Origin of the sequence: Streptomyces sp. NPDC007205 (assembly GCF_040634095.1) — a bacterium.
Classification (GTDB): Bacteria; Actinomycetota; Actinomycetes; order Streptomycetales; family Streptomycetaceae; genus Streptomyces.
On record NZ_JBEYEW010000039.1, the window covers coordinates 33,660 to 53,769 of the forward strand.

Below are 20,110 nucleotides of genomic sequence, written 5' to 3' on the forward strand. Positions count from 1 at the left end.
CTAAATCCGTACAGACTGACTCGGTCGGTCATCAGGGGGTGGATGCGGCTGCTGCTGCGCCGCCGCGCCTGACAGGGCCTCACCGCCCTCAGCCGGGGACGGTCCCGCAGCCTGTCGGCGGCCTGCCGGTTTTCGCGGTCCAGCCGGGGGTGGAGCCCGCGTTCTGGTGGGTGTCGTGCCACGGAGGTGCCGGGACGAGCACGCTCGCCACGGCGATCGGTCTGTCGGGCGCGGAGGCGGGCGGCTACTGGCCTGCGCCGCCGCGCCCGGCCCTCGCGCGGGTCGTGCTCGTCGCTCGAACGCACCACTACGGCCTGACCCGGGCGCAGCTCGCCGGGCGCCAGTGGGCCTCCGCCCAGGTGCCCGAGGGCGTGGAAGTGCTGGGCCTGGTCCAGGTCGCCGACGCCCCGGGCAAGCTGCCGCGCGAGCTGCGCGAGTTCGCTCACCTGGTGGGCGGCGGGTTCCCGCGCGTGTGGACGATCCCCTGGCTCGAAGACCTGCGACGCGGAGCCCCCCTCACCCCAGACCACCCGGCGGTCCGCCAACTCGGCCTGGACCTCCACCACATCTCTGGAGGCATTCGACATGCGTGACCTTGCGCTCTCTTCGGTCAGCCGCGCCCACATCTACCTGGCCGACAAGACGCCCGGCGATCCGGTCCCCACGCCCGGCACCGGCTCAATGCCCCCGCACACGGAGGGGTTGACGACGATCCTCTCGTGGATCGCGTGGATCGTGTGCGCTGCCTGCGTTGCCGGTCTGCTGATAGTCGCTGGCCGCATGGCCGTGATGCACCAGCGTGGTGAGGGTGGCCAGCACATGACCGGCCTCGCCTACGTCCTGGGGGCCTGCGTCCTGGTCGGCTCGGCCTCTGCACTCGTCGGCGCGCTGGTCTGACAACCCACCATGAGGGGGTACCTGTGAGCATCAACAACCTGCCTACCGGTGACGACAAGCCCGGTAGGCGCCGCAGCCGAGGTTTCATCGCCTCGGCGGTCTTCCTCGGCCTGGTGGTGATCCTCGCTGTCGCCGTCATCGCCACGAAAGGCTCCGACAGGAACGACACCCCGGCAGCCACCGGCCCCGGGTCCAGCACCGGCCCTGCGGTGACGCCCGCCAGCAGCCCGGCGACCACTGGCAACGCCTGCGGCCTGTCTGACACCAATCAGACGCCGCCGACCAGCACGCCGAAGGACGTGACCTGGCAGCTGGTCAAGGGGGACGCCTTGCCGACCTCGCCGAGCGCCGGACCGGGCAAGGTCGATGGGCCTGTCGCCCGCTGCTACGCTCACACGCCGCTCGGCGCGCTGATCGCCGTCTCGCAGATCGGCGGCCGGATCGGCGTGGGGTCCAATGCGGATGTGATCAAGATCCTCAAGGCTCAGGCTGTTCCGGGCCCGGGTGTGGACCACGGTCTGAAGGTGCTGGCCGGGTCCGAGATCGGCGATGGCAAGGTTGACGGGCAGCTGGCCGGGTTCCAGTTCGCCAGCTACACGCCCGACACGGCGGTCATCAACCTGGTCGGCCACATGAATAACGGCAGCTACAACGTCGCCACTTTCACCGTGAAGTGGCTCGACGGTGATTGGAAGATCCAGCTCCAGGACACCGGCGCGGATAGCTCGAATGTGTCCCAGGTGACCAGCACTGCGGGCTATGTCCCTTGGAGTGGCGTTTCATGAACGAAATACATGTGAGTGGAAGACGTGACCGCTGATGTGTGATTACATCTTCCACCCCTGGTCGTGCACGGTCGGATCCGCAGCGGACGGCATCATCGGGGAAGTTGCTTCTGGCATTCAGACAGCGGAAGCGGACATCGTCGGAACCCTCTCCTCGATGTGGGTTGATATCCCCACACCGAAGCTCGGCTCGACGACCACTGGGCAGCCCCTGGGCCCCGTCGCCTTCCTCTGGGAGTACACGCACTGGCTCACGGTGTTCTTCGCCGTGCTGGGGCTGCTCATCGCAGCCGGGCGGATGGCATGGGAGCGTAGGGGCGAGCCAGCCAAGGAGGCCTTGCAAGGGCTCTTCCGGCTGGTCGTCGTCACCGGCTGCTCCGTTGCCGGAGTCACCCTCGCCACCGAGTTCTGTGACTATTTCTCGACGTGGATCCTGGAAAGCGCCCTCAAGGTCAACGCCAGCGACGGCACCAACCTCACGTCAACTGGCGCATCAGAATTTGGCAAGGCGATGAAGAACCTCACCGTTCTTCAGACGAATGGCCTGGCCGCCTTCCTCATCATTGTCATGGGCCTGTTCGGCATCATCTCGTGCATCATTCAGCTGATCTTGATGCTGGTGCGCTACGCCATGCTCGGCCTGCTGGTCGGCACACTTCCCGTGGCTGCGTCCCTGTCGGGGACGGAGAACGGGAAAGCCATGTACAAGAAGGCGGTTGGCTGGCTGATCGCCTTCATCGCCTATAAACCCGTGGCTGCGACGATCTACGCCTACGCCATCGTCAGCATGAAGCAGGACGACCTCACGTCCGTCCTGGCAGGCCTCGCAATGATCATCATGGCCGTGGCCGCGCTTCCGGCACTGATGCGGTTCATCGTGCCCGCCGTCTCGCAGACCACCGGTGCCGGCACGGGCGCGGGGGCCGCGCTGGCAGGGGCGGCCGTCGCCACGGGAGCACGCATGATCGCCTCCCGCATGGGGGCGGGCGGCGGATCCGGCGGCGGCGGAGGAGGTTCCGGCGGACCCTCGGGCGGCGGTCCTACGGGGTCGAACAACGCCGCTGGTGGCCGTCCTGGCGGCGGCCAGGGCGAGCAACAGCCAGGGGCTCAGAACCCCTCGGGCGGCGCGCCGCCCGGCGGCGGCGAGGGCGGGCAGTCCCCAGCCGGTGGCGAGGGTGCTGCTTCTGTGCCTACCGGCGGGTCGCAAGGCGCAGGTGGCGGGAGCGCTGCGGGAGCCGGTGCTGGCGGTGGCGCTGGCGGTGGCGCTGGCTGTGCGACCGGCGGCGCGGCTGCAGGGGCTGGTGCGGCCGGTGGTGCGGCTGCCGCCGCAGGCCCCGCCGGTATGGGCGCCGCCGTGGCCGTGCAGAAGGTGAACGAGGCCAAGCAGGCCGCCCAGGGCGCCATCGAGGGCTCGGCGGGAGAGGACGGTCCCAGTGGCTCGTGATGCGGCAGAGCGGACCTACGGCAACTGGCGGCGCCCGACTTCGCCGGGCATCGGCAGCCTCGGGCTCGCGGGATCGATCATTCTCCTCGGCGGCTTGATCGTCGCCGTCCTGGTGATGATGTTCTCCTTCGTCGCCGGGCTGATCGTCCTCCTCCTGCTCGGACTCGCCCTCGTACCGCTGTTGTTCAAGGACCGGCACGGAAGGAACCTCTTGCAGCGCTCCCTCGCACGTTTCGCCTGGCGCCGAGGCCGCTCGGCCGGCCAGCACATCTACCGCTCGGGCCCCCTGGGGACGACCGCGCACGGGACGTTCCGCCTGCCCGGGCTTGCGGCCTCCTCCTCGGTCTACGAAGCCGAGGACTCCTACGGCCGCCCGTTCGGGTTGATCGCGATACCCAGTACCGGGCACTACACCGCCGTGTTCGAGTGCGGCGCCGACGGTGCCGCGCTGGTGGACACCGACCAGGTGGACACCTGGGTCGCCTACTGGGGCTCGTGGCTGGCCAGCCTGGCGCACGAGCCGTCGCTCGTGGCCGCCAGCGTCTGTATCGAGACGGCTCCCGACCCGGGCACCCGCCTCGCCGGCGAAGTCGATGGCCAGCTCAAGCCGGGCGCGCCCGCGCTCGCGCAGGAGGTCCTGCGCGAGGTCGTGGCCACCTACCCGGCCGGCTCCGCCCTGGTCCACGCGCGGGTGTCGGTGACGTATTCGGCGGCGCCGCGGCCCGGGGCCAAACGCCGTGACCACGCGGAGATGGCGCGGGAGATCGGCACCCGCCTGCCGGGCCTGTCCTCCCACCTGGGCATGACCGGGGCGGGCGAGGCCCGGCCGATGACCGCGCAGCAGCTCGCCGAGATGGTCCGCGTCGCCTACGACCCCACGGTGCAGGTCCTCGTCGAGCAGGCCCAGGCCACCGGCGGCACCGGGCTCACCTGGGAGGACGCCGGTCCCGTTGCCGCACAGGAGTCCTGGGGGCACTACGTGCACGACAGCGCGGCGTCCATCACCTGGGGCATGAGCGAAGCCCCCCGCGGTGAGGTGCTCTCCAGCGTCCTGACCGGCCTGCTTGGCCCGCACCGCGACATTGCCCGCAAGCGGGTGACGTTGATGTACCGGCCGCACGACCCGGCGACCGCCGCGAAACTGGTCGAACGCGACCGGCGCGATGCGCGCTTCAAGATGGGCGGCACCAAACCCGCCGCCCGCGACACGGTGGCGGTGGCCGCGGCCGAGCAATCCGCCCGCGAAGAGGCCAAGGGGGCCGGGCTGACCCGTTTCGCGATGCTCGTCACCGCGACCGTCAACAGCCTGGAGGACCTGCCGACCGCCGCGGCGGCGATCGATGTCCTCGCTCCCCCGGCACGCGTGCAGCTGCGCCGGATGTACGGCTCGCAGGCGGTCGCGTTCGCCGCGGCGCTGCCGATCGGGATCGTCCTGCCCGACCATCTGCGCGTCCCGCAGGCGATACGCGACGCCTCATAGGAGGAGGGGGAACTGATGGCGAAGCAGAAGACGACCGTCCGCGTGCGCAAGCCGGGCCTGCGCGGCTTCCCTGGCCGTGGCGGGGGCAAGGCGTCCTTGGTGGAGGCGCCCCCGGAGTGGCGCGGGACGACCGTGCAGGTCTGCGGTCTGTGGCCGTGGGCGGCGGGCAGCGGCACCCCGATGCGCGGGGTGCCGGTCGGCCGCGTCCTGGAGTCCGGCGCCACGCTGTGCATGGACCCCATCTCGTGGTTCCAGCGGGCGGGGCTGATCCACAACCCGTCCGCCCTGGTGCTCGGCAAGCCGGGCCTTGGCAAGTCCACGCTGGTGCGGCGCTGGGTGCTCGGCCTGGCCGGGTACGGCGTCTACCCGATGGTGCTGGGCGACCTCAAGCCCGACTACGTCGACCTGGTCCGCGCGATGGGCGGCCAGATCGTCAAGCTGGGCCGCGGGCTGGGCTCGCTCAACGTGCTCGATCCCGGGGAGACGGCCGCCGCGGCGGCGAAGCTTTCCGGGGCGGCCCGCGAACAGCTCCTCGCCCAGGGCCGCGGCCGCCGGCTGAACATGGTCACCGCCCTGGTGACCATCCTGCGCGGGGTGCCGGTCGTGGACCGGGAGCGCACCGTCATCAACACCGCGCTGCAGCTCCTGGAGGAGCGGCACGACGGGGTGCCGATCCTGCCGGACCTGATCCGGGTGATCGACGAAGGGCCCGAGGCCCTGCGCGCCGTCACCCTCGCCCGGGGCAGCGAAGAGCGGTACCGGACGGCGGTCGACGGGCTGCACGCCTCACTGCTCGGCCTGCTCGACGGGCCCATGGGCGAGAGCTTCGCCCGGCACACCTCCCATCCCCTCCGGCTCGACTCGCCCGGCGGGGTGTGCATCGACATCTCCGGCATCGACGACGCCGACGCCGAGCTGCAGGCCGCCGTCCTGCTGGCGTGCTGGAGCGACGGCTTCGGCGCGATCGAGGCCGCGCACGCCCTCGCGGATGCCGGTCTCGCCCCGCAGAAGCACTTCTTCGTCGTCCTGGACGAGCTGTGGCGCGTGCTGCGGGCGGGCAAGGGCCTGGTCGACCGCGTCGACGCCCTCACCCGCCTCAACCGGCAGTACGGCCTGGGACAAGCAATGATCACGCACACCATGGCCGACCTCCTCGCCCTGCCTGACGAGGCCGACCGGCTCAAGGCCCGCGGCTTCGCCGAGCGCGCGGGCATGGTCGTGTGCGGTGGCCTGCCACAGGCCGAAATGGCGTCGCTGACGCAGGTGGTGAACATGTCGCAGCGCGAGCAGCGCATGATCGTGGACTGGTCGACCCCGCCCTCCTGGGACTCCCTGCGCGGCCGCGAAGCCGACCCGCCCGGCCGCGGAAAGTTCCTGACGAAGGTGGGCGGGCGGCCAGGCATCCCGTTCCACGTCGAGCTGACCAAGGCGGAACTAGAGGTCAACAACACCAACAAGCGGTGGGACATGACAGGGGGCGGCCGGTGAGTGTCACCCGTAATCGGCGCGGTCCCTCGGACTTCACGCCGTACATCATGGTGGCCGTCCTGGGCACGGTCATCGCGCTCGTGCTCGGGACGTGGCTGGCGGTACTCGCCGGCGCAGCCCTCGACGACAAGCCCACGCCGAGCGGCAACCCGTTCGCCCTCGTCATCAACCTGCTGGCGGGCAAGGTGTCGTGGCCGGGCACGGCCGCGACCGTCGTCGCGGCCGCCGAGGCGGTCGGCATCCCGGCTCTGGCCCTCCTCGCATGGCGGCTGGTATGGCGCTCCCGGCAGCCACGGCTGAGCGTGGACGCCGCCGCCCGGCACCTGGCCAACCGCCGTGAACAGACCGCACTCTCCCGCGAGGGCGCGGCCGCCACGGCGGCCCGGCTCGGCGCCCCGGCCACCCACCCCGGCGTGCGCATCGGCCGGGCCCGCGGCACCGGACAGCCGTTGTACGGCTCGTGGGAGGACATGCACGTCGACATCTGGGGCCCGCGCACCGGTAAGACAACCTCCCGCGCGATCCCCGCGATCCTCGACGCGCCCGGCGCGGTGCTGGTGACGAGCAACAAGCGGGACATCGTCGACGCCACCCGACTGGCCCGCAACCAGGCGGGCCCGGTGTGGGTTTTCGACCCGCAGCGGGTCGCCGAGGAGCCCCCCACCTGGTGGTGGAATCCCCTGACCTACGTCACCGACATCGAGAAGGCGGTCAAACTGGCCGCCGTCTTCGCCGCGTACAGCAAAGAGCCTGACGCCAAGACCGACGCCTTCTTCGACCCGGAGGGGCAGGCGCTGCTGTCCTTCCTCATCCTGGCCGCGACCGAGGGACGGGAGCCCATCACCCGGTTGTATTCGTGGGTGTCCGACCCGACGGACACCACACCGGTGGACATCCTGCGCGCCGCCGGGCACGACCTTCCCGCCGACGGCGTCCAAGGCGTCATCAACAGCCCGGACAAGCAGCGCGCCGGCGTGTACGGCACGGCGAAGAAGTCGATCGGCTTCCTGGTGAACCCGGCCATCACCCGATGGGTCACCTACGACCCCCACAACCCCGACCGGCCGCAGTTCGACCCCCATGACTTCGTCCGGGGCAGCGGGACGTTGTACTCGCTCTCCCGCGAGGGCCAAGGCACCGCCGGCCCGCTGGTGACCGCGCTGACAGTGGCGACGATCGAGGCCGCTGAAGAGCTCGCGACCCGAAGCCCCGGCGGCCGTCTGCGCACCCCGATGCTGGGTGTCCTCGACGAGGCCGCCAACGTCTGCCGGTGGAAGGACCTGCCGGACCTCTACAGCCACTACGGCTCGCGCGGCATCCCGCTGATGACGATCCTGCAGTCCTGGGCCCAGGGCGTCGTCGTCTGGGGCGAGTACGGCATGAAGAAGCTCTGGTCCGCGTCCAACATCCGCATGTACGGCGGCGGCGTGAGCGAGACGCAGTTCCTCGGCGATCTGTCCCAGCTCGTCGGGGACTTCGAGCCCGAAACCCACAGCATCAGCATTCAGCGCGGCTCCATGGCCTCGCGCTCCACCTCGATCTCCACCCGCACGGAGAAGATTCTCGAAGTGGCCGACCTGGCCGCCCTGCCGCGCGGCCGCGCGCTGCTGTTCGCCTCCGGCACCAGGCCGGTCCTGATCGAGACTGAGCCGTGGCAGAACGGCCCCCACGCGCAGAGCGTGCGCGCCTCTCTCGCCAGGTACGCGCCGGCGGAGGAGATGCCCTTACACGAGCTGATCGCCCCCGACGCGGAGGGTTTCGATGCTGGACGATGACGACAGCTGGGAGCCCGGCCCCGCCCTCGACGAGGACGAGACCGGCCCCGTTTCGGTGACGGCTCAAGCGGACGCCAAAGCCGGCGCGAAGGAGTCACCGAAGCCGGTCTACGGCGACCTGGAGAGCTGGCTGCGCAAGCACCTCGCCCAGGTCATCCGCCGCCGCTTCGGCGGCTCCCTGACCTGGTGTTCACAGTGGTACCGCCACGGCGAAGCCGTCAGCCGACTCAACGCCATGTGGCAGGAGTGGGAGAAGGCGGTCGTGGAAGGCACCATGTCCAGCTGGTGGCTGTACCACTGCGACCCGCACCTCAACGTCTTGATGTCGAAGGACAGCGGTCCGTTCATGGCGTGCAAGCCCGGCGAGCACCGCCAGCTCGAACCGATGCCGCTCGCCGACTCCGACCCGGGCCTGTGGCTCGGCACGGCGTTCAGCGACCCCCGCGACCCCGCTCCTGATCGCGGGACTGACGCGGCGGCCGCGGCCGCCTGGACCGCTTCTTTCCCTGGCTAGCAGCAAGCCGAGACGACGGGGTCCCGGAGAACCCCTGCGCGGCGGCCGCGACGGCATCCGCCGCTTCGCGGTCGCCCACGTCGGCCAACGCGGCGGTCGCCTGACGGTCCTGCTCCGCGGCCGCTCGCATGGCAGCGGCCTGCTCGGCTTCCGCCCGCACGTCCTCCACCGGCTCGCCCACTGTGGCCATTCCCTCGGCACGCTCCCCCGACGCAGTCGCGGCGGCTTCCTCGTCCTGGGACTGCTGCCGCAGCCGCTCGTCCTGGCGGTCCTCGGGCAGGTTCCGGCCCTGGACGTCGAGCGCCTTCTCCAGCGCGGCGGCGACATCACCCGCACTCGCTCCGGGCGGCACCGTGACGCCGTGCGTGCGCTGCACACCCGCCCCCAGTTGGGCCTGGGCAGCGGTCTTCGTCGCGCCGTCGGGCCACGTGCCCACGTGCTCCCACACGCCGACGATTTCCGTCGGGTTGGCCGTCTCCCACCACCCCTCATCCAGGTCCTGACGAAGGCGCTCCGCCCACATGACCGGTTCGTCGCTCTCGCCTCGTAGCCGCGCCTCGGCCATCTCCCTGCGCAGCCGCAGGTCACCCATCCGCTCCCGCGCCGCCGCTGTGATTGTGGCGAGTTCGCCCTGCGCCTGCTCCACGGCCCGAACGTCCACGCCGGCCCCTGCTGCACGCGCTGCCTCGTAAACGGGCAGCTGCGCCGCACGGATCGCCTCCACCTGCTCACCGCGAATGTCGGCAAGCTGAGCGGCGCCATCCTCAGCCCGGACCACGAGGATGCTGTACGAACCCGGCACCCGCCCCTCGACACCGACCCGGTGCATCAGCCGCTCGGCCGCGAACAGCTCCGGTGACATACCTGGTGGCACCACGTCCGTGCCCGTGGCCACCTGCCGGGTGATGTCGCTCTCCTTCACGAAGTCGCTCTGATAGATGCTCCACGTCACCTGCTCTTCGGGCTCGCGCCCGGCCGCGGCCGCCCGCGCCTGCTCGTACCGCAGGTCCTCGCGCGTCGCGCGTTCCTCCAGCGCAATGGCCGCGAGAACCTCCTCGTCGGACGCCTCGCTCTGGCCGTCGATGACGCGCTGCCGCTCAGCCCGCCGCTCCGCCCGCACCTCCTCCATCCGCACGCCCTCCAGGGAGTACAGCGGAGTGCTGAGGCCTCTCCCACCCTGGCCCGCCGGGTAGACGTCGATGACCACGTTGCTCAAGTCACGAGCCGGACTGACGCGCCCGTACGCGACATCGAAGAGACGGTCTAGTCGCTCCTCCCGCGTCGCCCCTCGATCCGGCCCGCCCTGCGCGTACTCGCGCAGCCCCTGCACCGCGGCGTCCGCCGGCGCAGCACCCGGATCGGCCGCCAGGCGTCCCTGTGCGAGCAGCGGCGCATCCGGGTTCGCGGCGTCGCGCACCACGTACTCGAACTGCCCCTCCACGCCCTCTTGGAACTCCGGCTCGGCGCCCGCGCCGGGGCCGGTCTGCTCTGCCTGCGGACGGGGCGTCAGCAGCAAGGCCAGCTCTTTGTCCGGCACCGGCTGATCCGGCACGCTCACGCCGTACCGCTGCTGAATCTGACGTCGCATGTGCTCCAGCGTGGTCCGCGCATACGGGTCGTCGGTCGCCGCCCAGCCAGCGGTGACCTGCCACACGTGGGCGATCTCCTGCGGCTCCGCGCGGCGCCACCACGCGGTATCCCACGGTTGCCGCATCACCGGCATCGCACCATCGCGTTCAGCTCGCAGCCTCGCCGCGATCTCGGCCCGCTGCGCCTCGGATGCCGCCTGCGCTTCGCGGGCCTTGTCCATCCGGTGACGGGCGACCACTTCGGCGATTTCGCTCACCACCGTGATGGCCGTACGCACCTTCTCGCCGAGCGCCTGTAGCACTTCGTCTGTCTGCTCGCTCATCGTGTGCTCCCCTCCCACAGTGGGTGCGTGATCTTAACGGTCGAGATCCTGGTCGTCGCGGCCGATCGGACGCTGCTGCCAAGGCGCATCCGGCTGCGCGAAGCCCAGCTGCTCCGGGCTCACCGCTTGCGGCAAACCGCCACCGATCAGCGCCCGGTGAAGCTCCGTCAAGTCGTTCTGGGCCAGCGCGGCCAGGCGCGCGGCCTGCGTGGCCTCGCCCCGCGCGACATGGGTGTCGTGGAGGATGCCCACGATGCGGAACATGCTGCGGATCAGCATCTCTTCACCCTGCGTGCTGCGGCCCATCGGCCGCGCCTGGATGGCAATCATCTGCACGCCGCGCAGTGCGCTCGCCGCGTTGCCGCTGCGGCGCGCCCGCGGCTGCCCGTGCCGACTCTGCGCCGACCTCGACAGTGCCTCGGCGGCGCGAGCCAGCGGCCCGGGATACCGGCCCTCCAGGCGGGCGGAGAGAGCGCCGTAGATGCCGGCTGCCTCGCGCGCGACACCGGCCCACGTCTCCCAGTCGTCGACGTCCACCTCGGCGAGCCGGGCGAGCACGCCGTTGATCTGCTCCTCGGCCTCCGCCCATGCCTCGGCGCGCAGCACGCGCGCCTCTCGGCCGGTGAGCTCCGATGACTGACCGCCCCACTCCTCGACCGCCGCGCGGAGGGCCTCCGCATCCTGCTTCCAGTGCGCGCGGAGCCGCGGGAGTGTGAGGTCCGGAGCGAGTTTTCCGCCGCCGAACCAGAGAGGATCAGAGCCGTCTTCGGGGCGCAGGGCGACGGAGTAGCCGTCGACTCCCGTGCGTCCGCCGGAGGTGTACCGCGGCCGCGCGAGGACCCTGGACTGGCGTAGCCGGCGAACGAACTCCGCCTCGCTCGCAGACGCCACGGCAGCGGCCCGCACGGCGCGCGCGAGACGAGTGCGAGGTGGCTCCGGCTGACCGGTGCGGGCGGCGATCTCCTTCTCGGCCCGGGTGACCGCGGGCAGGCCGGCGCCGGACCGCCCTTCGATCACGGTCAGCCCGTACCGCTGCTCCATCTCGGCCGCGAACTTCTGAATGCGCGGACGGTCGTTCCAGATGGACGCCTTCGTGCCGTCCTCGCGGATGAGGTTCACCGCAATGTGGATGTGATCGTTGCCCTCGATCGACAGACCGTGCCGGACCGCGAACCACCGGCACGGCGCCTTGCCGGACGCCTCGGTGAAGTTCATGCGGTCCATCGCACTGCGCGCGATCTCGGCCCACTCCTCGTCCGTCAGCAGCCGGTCGTCCGGCCCGTTCGACAGCACCAGGTGGTAGATGTGTCCGCCGGGGAACTCGGTCCCGAAGAGTTTGTGGGGGCCGTCCAGGTCCTGCCCCAGATCGATGATGTCGCGCCGGTCGGTGAACCGGTGTCCGTCCTCCAGGCCGAGGGTCACGTCCGCTGCCACGATGTGCGGGTCCGTGTGTTCGTTGAACTTGCCCGGACCGAACAGATAGAGGGCCAGCCCGACAGGTTCGCGGCCGCGGACACGACGGCCGTCCGGCAGCTTCTTGTCGATGGCCTTGGCGATCACTCGTCGCCGCCTTCGTCCACGTCCTCAGCTTCCGCCTTGGAGCGATCCGGCGGTGGTGTCATCGTGGCGAGCAGATCCTCCAGCCGCTCCAGGACACGGGTGGAGACGCGCAGCGCGGCCGGTATCTCAGGGGGAAGCTCCCCCGTCGCATTGCCTATGCGCGTGAGCTGGTTGACGTTGCTGAGGTACCCCGCCACCTGGCGCCGAAGCGCTGTCAGTTCGCGATGACGCGCATGCCTCTCGCTGACCGTCGCGGAGTCGCCGTGCAGTGCACTCTCCACCAGCAACCGAGGAACGCTCACGCCGAGACTGATGGCACGCGCCTGTATCTGTATCGCTTCCTCGTCGGACATCTTCACGTCCGCTCGATGCTTCCGGCCGCCCTTGGCACGCTGCTGTCGGCCCGGACTACGGCGGCGCGCTTTCGGCACGGCCTGGTCGGCGGTGTTCTCGTCGGCCGTCACGTACTGAATTCCCCTCCCAGCGAAGCGACCCCCGATCTTGGGGGACCACACGCAGTGTGCGCCGCTGGCCGCCCGCCGGGCCAGCACAAATCGATCAGCCCGGCTGATCTAATATCTTGCTCCCGCCTAGTGGCCGCAGACTCTCAACTGCGGGTCGCGGGACGGCCTGACGAGTACCCCTCGACGGCAGTTCGTCGGCTGCCGCGAGCGGTCGTGTTAAGGCGTTCGCGCGGCGGCGTTGATCGCTAGTCTGCCGATATGACTGACACGACTGGCATCGACGCCGCCGAGGCGGCGGCCCGCTCCCTCCTCGACACACGCCTCGAGCCGATCCGCGACCTCGCGGCCGCACGCGAAGACATCCGGGCCGCGCTCGACCAACTGACCGCAGCCGTGCAGTCCTACGCCGCGGCACACACCGCATCAACCGCGGTCGGCTGGAGCGGCGCGGAACTGCGCAAGCTCGACTACGACGACCCCACGAAGCTCGCCGAGATCGCCTCCAAGACGGTCACCCAGGCGACGGGCCGTAAGGCAGCGCGGAGCAACTCCACTGCGTCGCGCACCCGGACTCAGAAGACCAACGGACAGGCGCCCGGGAGCTCCCTGGATTGCGGCTCGCCGGCGGGAAGCATCCCGACGCAGGACCGCTCATCCGTGGCCGACGGCGCGACGCTGGGCGCCGCCTCCAGCTGACCGTTCCAGACGCAGAGAAACGGCCCCGCTGCGCGGGGCCCTTCGTCGTGGTCACTCCCTCCCCGGCCGATCCAGTGTCCGGCCGGACTCCTCCGCGTCAAGGTCGTACGTCCGCTCCTCGCCGTGTCCGCTCGTTCCTCACGAACACGCCTGCGGTGCGGGCCCCCGGGCTGGAAAGATCCGCTGCACACGGCCATCTGTAGGAGCATCTGCCCGCCCTCCTCGACCTCCGCCGGGCGGTACAGCTCCTCGACGTACGCCCGAGTCTTGACCTCCCACTTGAGGCCTCCGAGGATGCGCTCGAACAGCGCGGCTGGCACCATCGGGCAGACGGCATCGGCTGCTTGCCGGTCCTTGTTCCGCACGCCGCCGCCGCGGCCGACGTGGCCCATGGGTAGTCGGCCGGGAAGCCGACCAGGCGGCCGATGTCCTGCTGCCTGATCCGCTCGCCGGTCTCGGTGCACGTCCAGCCGTAGGCGGTCGCTGTCACGCACGTCGACGGAAGGTCGGCGCTGCGGGCGCTGCCGCCATTGGTGCGGCCGGTGGCCGGGCCCAGGGGCCGTTCCCACGCGTCAGGTAGGTGCGGCCGGTGGGCCACCCGACGCACTCGGCGAACGTCGTCGCGGAGAACGGCGCGGCGGGTGTCAGGTCGACGAACGGGCGCTCGCCACGGTGGGCGGCCATCAGCCTGCGCTTGCAGTGGGAGGTGGCGCCGTAGTCGGCAGCGTCCAGCGTGAACGCCTCGGTGGTGTGCCACCCGGCCTCGCTCAGCCTGCCCATCAGCGCGGCCTCGATCCAGGCAGGCAGGACGCTCGACTGTTCGACGGCGACCCACTCCACGCTGCCGCCGCGGGCGAGCATCGCCAGGGGCCAGATCACGACCTCCGCCAGCAGCCCGGCCCGCGCGTCCTCCAGCTATTCCAGCGGCTCGCGAACCCCCTCCCACGTCATCTTCAGACGGGCGCGTAGCCGTCCTCGCAACCGGGCGCCACGTCTCCACCCTCCGGGGTGAACACGGGGTGAAACCCGGCGGCCGTGGCGGCCTCCAGGACCGTGTGGCTATGTACGTGAGTAGCGATGTCGTTTCGACACGGAACGGGGAGCCACACGTCTACGCGAATAGGCCATGTACGCGAGAACGGGAGTAACCAGCTCGCCGGCCAGCGGCTGTCCTGTGCCACCGAACCCTGAGCGTGTGCCGGACGGCATGTGAGCGGCGCGGGCCGCTCGCCTGAGATCCGTGGCGCAGGATGTCGAGAACGTGCCACCGGCTCCGTCCCAGGGGCACCAGCGACCACCGGCCGCACGCGGAAGAGGGAGAAACCAGCATGGCCATTGAGCGGATGGACAACGTCGGCATCGTCGTCGAGAACATGGATGCCGCCATCGCGTTCTTCGTGGAACTCGGTATGGAGCTGGAGGGGAGGGCGGAGGTCGAGGGTCTCGTCGCCGACCAGTGCACTGGACTCGACGGCGTCCGCTGTGACATCGCGATGCTCCGGACCCCGGACGGTCACAGCCGGCTCGAGCTGGCGAAGTACCGCAGCCCCGCGGCGATCAGCGCCGGGCCGCGCAACAGGCCGCACAACGTTCTGGGCACGCACCGCGTCATGTTCGCCGTCGACGACATCGAGGACAGCGTTGCCCGCCTGCGCACTCACGGCGCCGAACTCGTTGGCGAGTTGGCACAGTGCGAGGACAGCTACCGGCTGTGCTACGTCCGCGGCCCCGAGGGCATCATCGTCGGACTGGCCGAGCAGCTCGGCTGAAGGCCGGCGGGGATCCGATCGCGCCCGCAAGCCTTCCGGCCACCATCCTTGACGGCCAAATCCCCGTGCCACCCAGCTTCGTTGGCACACGCCCTTCGTTGCGGCGTGCGGCGCTCTGGGCCGTTCCCTCGATGGCTGCGGACCCTTGCCGTCGGCGAAGCCGCTGGTCCAGGTGGAGCGCCCCGAGCGGAGCGAGGGCGAACGACCTGGAGGAGCGGGGAGCGACGGCCACACTCGGTCCGCGAGGAAGGCGGCAGTGACTCCCGAATTCATCGACATTGATCATGCGACGGAGCCGGGGAGCGCCTCCCGAAGTTACGTCGAACGACTCCCGCTTCCGCGTGCACAGCCAACCGTGTGCTCGATCAGCTCGATCGCACCCGCGTAGTGCCCCTTGCGCCGACCCGACGGGTTGAACGCCTGGCACGGCAGGGTGAGCGCGATCCCCGGTGACGTCCTGCAGGCTCCCCATGGAGGGGGGCTGCCGTGCCGCAGGGCACCGTCCACGGTCGGGTGGTCCGGTGGCCCCGGACGGAGCGTCGGCATTGGCGGATCCCATTGGCAGCTACCCCCGAAGGCTGCGCCGTTTGACGGGGCTCGCATGGGCCGTTGGAGCGGTGGTTTGAAGGCTCGGCCTTGAGCACGATCGCGCTCGATTCACCGCACTCTGTCCCTGCCCCTGGCAGGGGCAGGGACAGGGGCAGCTGCTTCTTGGGCTGCGGCCGGGGCCGGCTCGCTGGTGAAGGCAGGAGCAGAGGGATGCTGACGGCGTAAGTACAGCTCTTCTGATCGCCGCGGGTCAGTCCTCGGGGTGCTGTCGCGCGCTGCGGACGATGTGGGACCAGGTACCTGCGGTGCCGCCGTGCTCGTGCGCCAGCTGGCCGGCGAGTTGGGCCGCAGGAACTCCGGGGTTTGCCTTGACCGCGGCGCGGGCCTGGTCGAGGCGCGGATCGCCGTCGTACGGGTAGCGGCGATCCGTTTTGGTCGTTCCGGCTGGGCGGCCGCCACCACGCTCGCGGCGCTCGGCGTAGGTCCAGATGTCGCCGCGCCGGTACTTTCGCTTGACGAAGCCCTTGGCCGTCGTCGTTTCCTCGGCCGGTGCCGGCCAATGCTTCGGCGGCCTCACCGGGTACTTCGTGATGCTGGTCGGATCCATGCCCAGGACGCGGGCGGCCTCGGACAGGGAGATCAGATCCTCGGCGTTTCCGCTGAGGTCGACGTTCGTGCGCCACTGCTGACCAGCTTTGTAGCCCTCGTACCAGGTGTCCCAGGTTTTCGGGTCCCAGTACATGGTGCTGCCGATCGTCTTCTCCGGCTCGGGATGCCCGTTGGACTTCCTGTCCCGCCACAGCAGTTGGAGGGTGCTCAGGCCCAGGCCTGTACGGGCGTGCAGGCCTGCCCGGCTCTCCAGGCCGGAGACGTCGGTGTGGCGCTTGTACCACTCGTGCCAGTCGGCGGCGTACCAGACCAGCGCGCGGCTGATCGTGCCCGCGGCTTCGGGGTGGCCGTTGGCCTCGCGCTCCCGGTACAGCTTCTCGAGGTGGGTGATGCTGAGCCCGTATGTGTCGGCCAGCTCCTTGCGAGTCAGTACGGGGCGTCCGTCCAGCGTGGCCATGGGGTGTCCTTCGTGATCTGTGGTTCCCCGCGGCAGGGCCTCGCGTGTCATCTTCGGCTTCCTCCTCGGGACGGTCGTTGTGGTCGGCGGGCTGCGGCGGGAGCATCGCGCCGGTCTCGGTGAGCGCGTGCTCGGCATCACGCTCCGCACGGCTCGTGACGCTGTGCCGCTGCGGCCTGTGCTCCCACCGCACCATGCCGGACTTGGTCACTCGTGACCGTTGCGATGTCGCTGTCCTTGATCGTCGCTGTCCAGTCCGGAGCACCGTGCTCTGCTCGTCGGCGAGCAGAATGAACCACAGCGGGGTCGGCACCGGCCCAGTCGCCGGCGCGGAAGGTCACGAGGTCGTCAGGGGCAAGGGGTGTGTCGAGCTCTGCGTCGTTTACCATCGTGTGCAGATGCCTTCCTGGAAATGGGCTTGTTGAAGGGCCTGGGGCCAGGGGGCATAGGACGGCCAGTACTACTCCTATTGGGCTGGCCGTCCGCCCCCATCTTCCGCCGGTTACGCGGTTGCGACGGAGAGCCTAAGCCTCCCCGTTTCACTAATCTTGCCTTAATTATTTCTTGGTGTCCAGCAAGTCCGCCCGATCCGTGTCGGCAGACGCCAGCCGATGACTTACTGCTTCTGAAGCCTGGTCGGCACCCTTCGGCGGACAGGCAGCTGGTGATCTTGCTGGAGGTTCGCGGTCCCTCCAGGAGAAGGTGGCCCTTCGACCACGGCGGTGCGAAGCGCCGCCCCGCCGCGGAGCGGCGCACTGCCACAGGTTCCGCGGAGCGGAACCCACCGGCGCGAAGCGCCGCACAGTCCGCGGAGCGGATTGCCTGCGGAGCAGGTATCCCCGGCTGCGCCGTAGGCGCCCCGAAAATGCGTCCGCCGTAGGCGGTCCATGCCGCCCGACGAAGGAGGGCGGCCGGCCGGCGACGAAGGAGCCGGCCCAGCGACACAGTCACGCCGGCAGGCGTGTCCTTTGGCATGGTCGGCCGGGTTGGTGCCGCAGCCCGGTGCCGGCATTGCCCTTTCCGGACCGACTCGGCTCGGTCCGCGTCAGCGGACCCGGCCCCGAAGGGGCCAGATGGGGCTGCCGCCCCGTAGGGGTGTCCTTTTCCCGGGCCCGGGGTCAGCCTCTGTGGATAGTGTGAGCCGCGCCGCCCCTGCGGAGGAGCGGCGCGGCATTCAGCGGGAAGATCACCTGTGTGCCGTGTGTGTCGCGGGCTGTTCGTACTGCCTGAGTACAAGATCGCGGTAGGGGAGCGCGACCGTGGGGTGCCCGATGATGCCGAGTTGCTTTTCGATGTGCTCGACGAGCTCGGCGGCACCGTCGGCGGTGGGTCGGTTGACCTCGGTTTCGATGAAAGTACCGGCGCCGTGGACGGTGTCGATGCTGATTGTCACGCCGGGGATCTCCGGGTGGCGGTAGGTGATGCGGGTCTTCTCGACGCGGACGAGTTCACGCATACCGATCGAAGTCAGCAGCCTCTCAGCCGTGCGTGCCTGCTCGCCTTCGTGGAGGATGACGTTCGTCTCGGCTTTGGACACGACGTCGTCGGCTGCGTGGGTCGTCGGGGTGGAGGCTGGCTTGTACGTGATCTCTGCGAAGTCGCCGCGACGGCGGACGCGCAGGCACTCGACGGTCTGCATGTAGTCGACATCGGGGCGGCTGTAGTAGGTGTCAACCTCGGTGATGGGGGCGGATGCGACGTAGCCGAGCTGGGCGAGCAGGGGCGTAAGGGTGCTGCCGTCGTCGGACAGCTCGCGCTTGCGCTCCACTTCGATGGTGTCGGTCATGGGGTCATCCTCCTGTGTTGATTGCGGCGTGCGTGCGGGCGGGTGCCCGGGGGCGGGGCCCTCGGTCGTGGTCCGAGGGCCCCGCGCCTGTGGTCGTTACCTGGTGGCTGTGGGTGGGCGGGTCACATCATCTGGGTGAGTGCGGAGTGGAGTCGGGCCATGGCCGCGCGGCTGCACAGCGGTCGGAGGGTCTCGATACCGGCCGTGAGTGCGTCGGTGTCATGGGCGGGGATGTTGGTGAAGAGAACCAACTGCTTGCCGTCGGGGAGGGGGTTGGGCAGGTGCTTTTGGAGGTAGCGGGTGTAGTAGGCACGTTCGGGGGTGACGACGTCGCGGGCCGTCCGGGGCATCATCACGGTGTTGGTGTTCGCCTCTGCCGACGAGATCGCGAACTCGGTGAGGAGTTCGTTCAAGGTGAGGTAGACGTAGGTCTCGTGGCCTTCGCGCTCGATCCACTCGCGCCACACGGCCGCGCACTGCTCGTTGCCGGTCTCGGCGGAAGTAAGTAGTTCGATGAGGGCGGCGTCGGTGCACTCGTCGAAGATGTCGCCGTCCGTGACGTAGTGGTCTCCGTACGGTTCGCTGACGGTCTTCAGCAGCGCTCGCTGTCGGGGGGAGATCCATTCGGCCTCGGTGAGGGTGAAGTGGACTCGCTTGTGACCGGCTGCCGCGTCGATCCAGTCGGCGGAGAGCTGTCCGTCGAGGCGGGGGAGGAATCCGAGGGCACCGGAGCGCCACGCGTAGTCGCGGAAGGTGATGTAGTGGCGCTGGATCTCGCGGAACAGGCCTATCGGTCCTGTGATGACGGCGCTGGTCCGGGGGTCGATGTTCTCAAGGGCGATGCGGCGGGAGTCCTGACGGACGGTCGGGTCGTCGCCGGAGTGGTGGTAGGGGTGGAGGCTGTCCCGCAGGTACTGCGGGGTGAACATGCGGATGAACTGAAGCCATCCGCGATGCGTGTAGGTGTGGGTGACCGTTTCGTGGAGGGTCGCGGCGTTGACGGTGCGGACGTCGCGGTAGGCGAAGTGGCCGCCGGGCTTCACGATGGTGGGCAGGGTCTGCATCATCTCGTGGATGCCCCGGTACCCGCTGCCGTAGGAATAGACCTCGTGCATCAGGGCGGACGCGGCGACGATGTCGACGGGGCGGTCGAGGATGGTGCCGAGGTCCTGCGCCAGACCGAAGGTAAGGGAGCAGGTTCCCAAGTCGGCCGCGTTGTAGCCGTCGATGGCGCGTGCGAGAGCCTGCGAGAGGACGCCGGGGGCCTCGATCAGGGTGACGTCCAGGGTGCGGGGCCGGTTGGCGGTGCAGGTGAGGCTGTCGGTGAGGTACTGGAGGGCGGCGCCGCCGCCGGGTCCGATCTCCACGAGATGCGGTGCGTCGGTCTCGGTTCGCGCGAGCGCGTTGAGAACCATCTGAACCTTCTCGCGGCCGTGCGAGTTGGCGGCCTCGTCAAGGTAGCCAGCGGCGGACTTCGCGGCGGTGGCGAACGCGTGCCCCGCTGCGGTTTCGGTCTGCACGGTCATTCTGTTCTCCGTGGTGTTGAAGGTTTGGGGTCGTGCGTGTCGTCCGGGGCTCCTATCCCCTTCCGACACCTCTAATTCTGCCTTATTTTTTGGTTGGTGTCATCCTCAGTAGGCCCTCGGTGTAGGTGACTTGGGTCACAGAATCCGCAGGTTAAGGCCGGTCTCGTCCCGGTCCGGCTGTCGGCGGCGGGTCTCCGCCACACCCCACCCCGGTGGGCGGGGGCTCCCCTCGGTTGGCCGGGCAGCTCCGCCATACCGCCGGTTCTGCGGGGGCCACCAGGACAAGCCGCTTCGCGGTCGCGCAAGCGCGAGCCCCCAACGGCGAGTTCGGGTGGGCCCCCCCGGGGAGGGGGGTGGCCCGCGGGGGGCCCGGCAGCCCGCGGGGGGCCCCCCCCCCCC

At 70.0% G+C, this 20,110-nt stretch carries 17 protein-coding genes; 10 read left to right on the forward strand and 7 right to left on the reverse strand.

Features of this window, described 5'->3' with window-relative positions:
- The first annotated feature begins 170 nt into the window (after window positions 1-170).
- Genes ABZ624_RS36020 through ABZ624_RS36055 form a run of 8 tightly spaced genes read left to right on the forward strand, consistent with a single transcriptional unit; the run spans window position 171 to window position 8,383 of the window.
- Window positions 171-593, forward strand: coding sequence for a DUF6668 family protein (locus ABZ624_RS36020; protein WP_360098697.1), 423 nt, complete (start codon window positions 171-173; stop codon window positions 591-593).
- Window positions 586-897, forward strand: a complete 312-nt coding sequence (locus tag ABZ624_RS36025; protein WP_360098699.1) for a hypothetical protein — start codon at window positions 586-588, stop codon at window positions 895-897. Before ABZ624_RS36020 ends, ABZ624_RS36025 begins: the two co-directional genes overlap by 8 nt.
- A gap of 23 nt (window positions 898-920) precedes the next feature.
- Window positions 921-1,682 (forward strand): hypothetical protein, encoded by a 762-nt coding sequence (locus ABZ624_RS36030; RefSeq protein WP_360098701.1) that lies wholly within the window; start codon window positions 921-923, stop codon window positions 1,680-1,682.
- A gap of 34 nt (window positions 1,683-1,716) precedes the next feature.
- Window positions 1,717-3,126, forward strand: a complete 1,410-nt coding sequence (locus ABZ624_RS36035) for a hypothetical protein (protein WP_360098703.1) — start codon at window positions 1,717-1,719, stop codon at window positions 3,124-3,126.
- Window positions 3,116-4,606: an SCO6880 family protein gene (locus ABZ624_RS36040; protein ID WP_360098705.1), complete on the forward strand. Its 1,491-nt coding sequence runs from the start codon at window positions 3,116-3,118 to the stop codon at window positions 4,604-4,606. Before ABZ624_RS36035 ends, ABZ624_RS36040 begins: the two co-directional genes overlap by 11 nt.
- A gap of 15 nt (window positions 4,607-4,621) precedes the next feature.
- A complete protein-coding gene (locus tag ABZ624_RS36045; RefSeq protein WP_360098707.1) occupies window positions 4,622-6,094 on the forward strand; it encodes an ATP/GTP-binding protein in 1,473 nt (490 codons plus the stop codon).
- Window positions 6,091-7,869, forward strand: coding sequence for a TraM recognition domain-containing protein (locus ABZ624_RS36050; protein WP_360098709.1), 1,779 nt, complete (start codon window positions 6,091-6,093; stop codon window positions 7,867-7,869). The genes ABZ624_RS36045 and ABZ624_RS36050 overlap by 4 nt, the downstream gene beginning before the upstream one ends.
- On the forward strand, window positions 7,856-8,383 hold the full coding sequence (locus ABZ624_RS36055; RefSeq protein ID WP_360098711.1) for a DUF4913 domain-containing protein: 528 nt from the start codon (window positions 7,856-7,858) through the stop codon (window positions 8,381-8,383). The genes ABZ624_RS36050 and ABZ624_RS36055 overlap by 14 nt, the downstream gene beginning before the upstream one ends.
- On the opposite strand, the gene ABZ624_RS36060 is transcribed toward ABZ624_RS36055, so the two are convergent.
- From ABZ624_RS36060 to ABZ624_RS36070, 3 genes are read right to left on the reverse strand one after another with little or no spacing between them, the layout of a single operon-like run.
- Window positions 8,301-10,295 (reverse strand): hypothetical protein, encoded by a 1,995-nt coding sequence (locus ABZ624_RS36060; RefSeq protein ID WP_360098713.1) that lies wholly within the window; start codon window positions 10,293-10,295, stop codon window positions 8,301-8,303. The two genes, ABZ624_RS36055 and ABZ624_RS36060, sit on opposite strands and share 83 nt — an antisense overlap.
- Before the next feature lie 33 nt (window positions 10,296-10,328).
- Complete coding sequence (locus ABZ624_RS36065; RefSeq protein WP_360098715.1) at window positions 10,329-11,855, reverse strand: relaxase/mobilization nuclease domain-containing protein; 1,527 nt, start codon at window positions 11,853-11,855, stop codon at window positions 10,329-10,331.
- Entirely contained in the window at window positions 11,852-12,319 is a 468-nt protein-coding gene (locus ABZ624_RS36070) for a hypothetical protein (RefSeq protein WP_360098717.1), read from the reverse strand. Before ABZ624_RS36070 ends, ABZ624_RS36065 begins: the two co-directional genes overlap by 4 nt.
- 258 nt (window positions 12,320-12,577) lie before the next feature.
- Between ABZ624_RS36070 and ABZ624_RS36075 the strand changes: the two genes are divergently transcribed.
- Window positions 12,578-13,015: a hypothetical protein gene (locus tag ABZ624_RS36075; protein WP_360098719.1), complete on the forward strand. Its 438-nt coding sequence runs from the start codon at window positions 12,578-12,580 to the stop codon at window positions 13,013-13,015.
- A gap of 486 nt (window positions 13,016-13,501) precedes the next feature.
- On the opposite strand, the gene ABZ624_RS36080 is transcribed toward ABZ624_RS36075, so the two are convergent.
- Complete coding sequence (locus ABZ624_RS36080; protein ID WP_360098721.1) at window positions 13,502-13,894, reverse strand: hypothetical protein; 393 nt, start codon at window positions 13,892-13,894, stop codon at window positions 13,502-13,504.
- A gap of 449 nt (window positions 13,895-14,343) precedes the next feature.
- On the opposite strand from ABZ624_RS36080, the gene ABZ624_RS36085 reads away from it, so the two are divergent.
- Window positions 14,344-14,784 carry a VOC family protein gene (locus tag ABZ624_RS36085; RefSeq protein ID WP_360098723.1) on the forward strand — a complete coding sequence of 147 codons (441 nt, stop codon included), beginning with the start codon at window positions 14,344-14,346 and terminating at the stop codon, window positions 14,782-14,784.
- Between the two features lie 799 nt (window positions 14,785-15,583).
- On the opposite strand, the gene ABZ624_RS36090 is transcribed toward ABZ624_RS36085, so the two are convergent.
- The 3 genes from ABZ624_RS36090 to ABZ624_RS36100 form a co-directional block, all read right to left on the reverse strand.
- Entirely contained in the window at window positions 15,584-16,399 is an 816-nt protein-coding gene (locus tag ABZ624_RS36090) for a hypothetical protein (protein ID WP_360098725.1), read from the reverse strand.
- Between the two features lie 1,186 nt (window positions 16,400-17,585).
- A complete protein-coding gene (gene cyaB / locus ABZ624_RS36095) occupies window positions 17,586-18,185 on the reverse strand; it encodes a class IV adenylate cyclase (protein ID WP_360098727.1) in 600 nt (199 codons plus the stop codon).
- Window positions 18,186-18,307: 122 nt separating this feature from the next.
- The gene (locus tag ABZ624_RS36100) at window positions 18,308-19,711 is read right to left on the reverse strand and encodes a hypothetical protein (protein ID WP_360098729.1); all 1,404 of its coding nucleotides are present in this window, start codon (window positions 19,709-19,711) and stop codon (window positions 18,308-18,310) included.
- Window positions 19,712-20,110 lie beyond the last annotated feature (399 nt).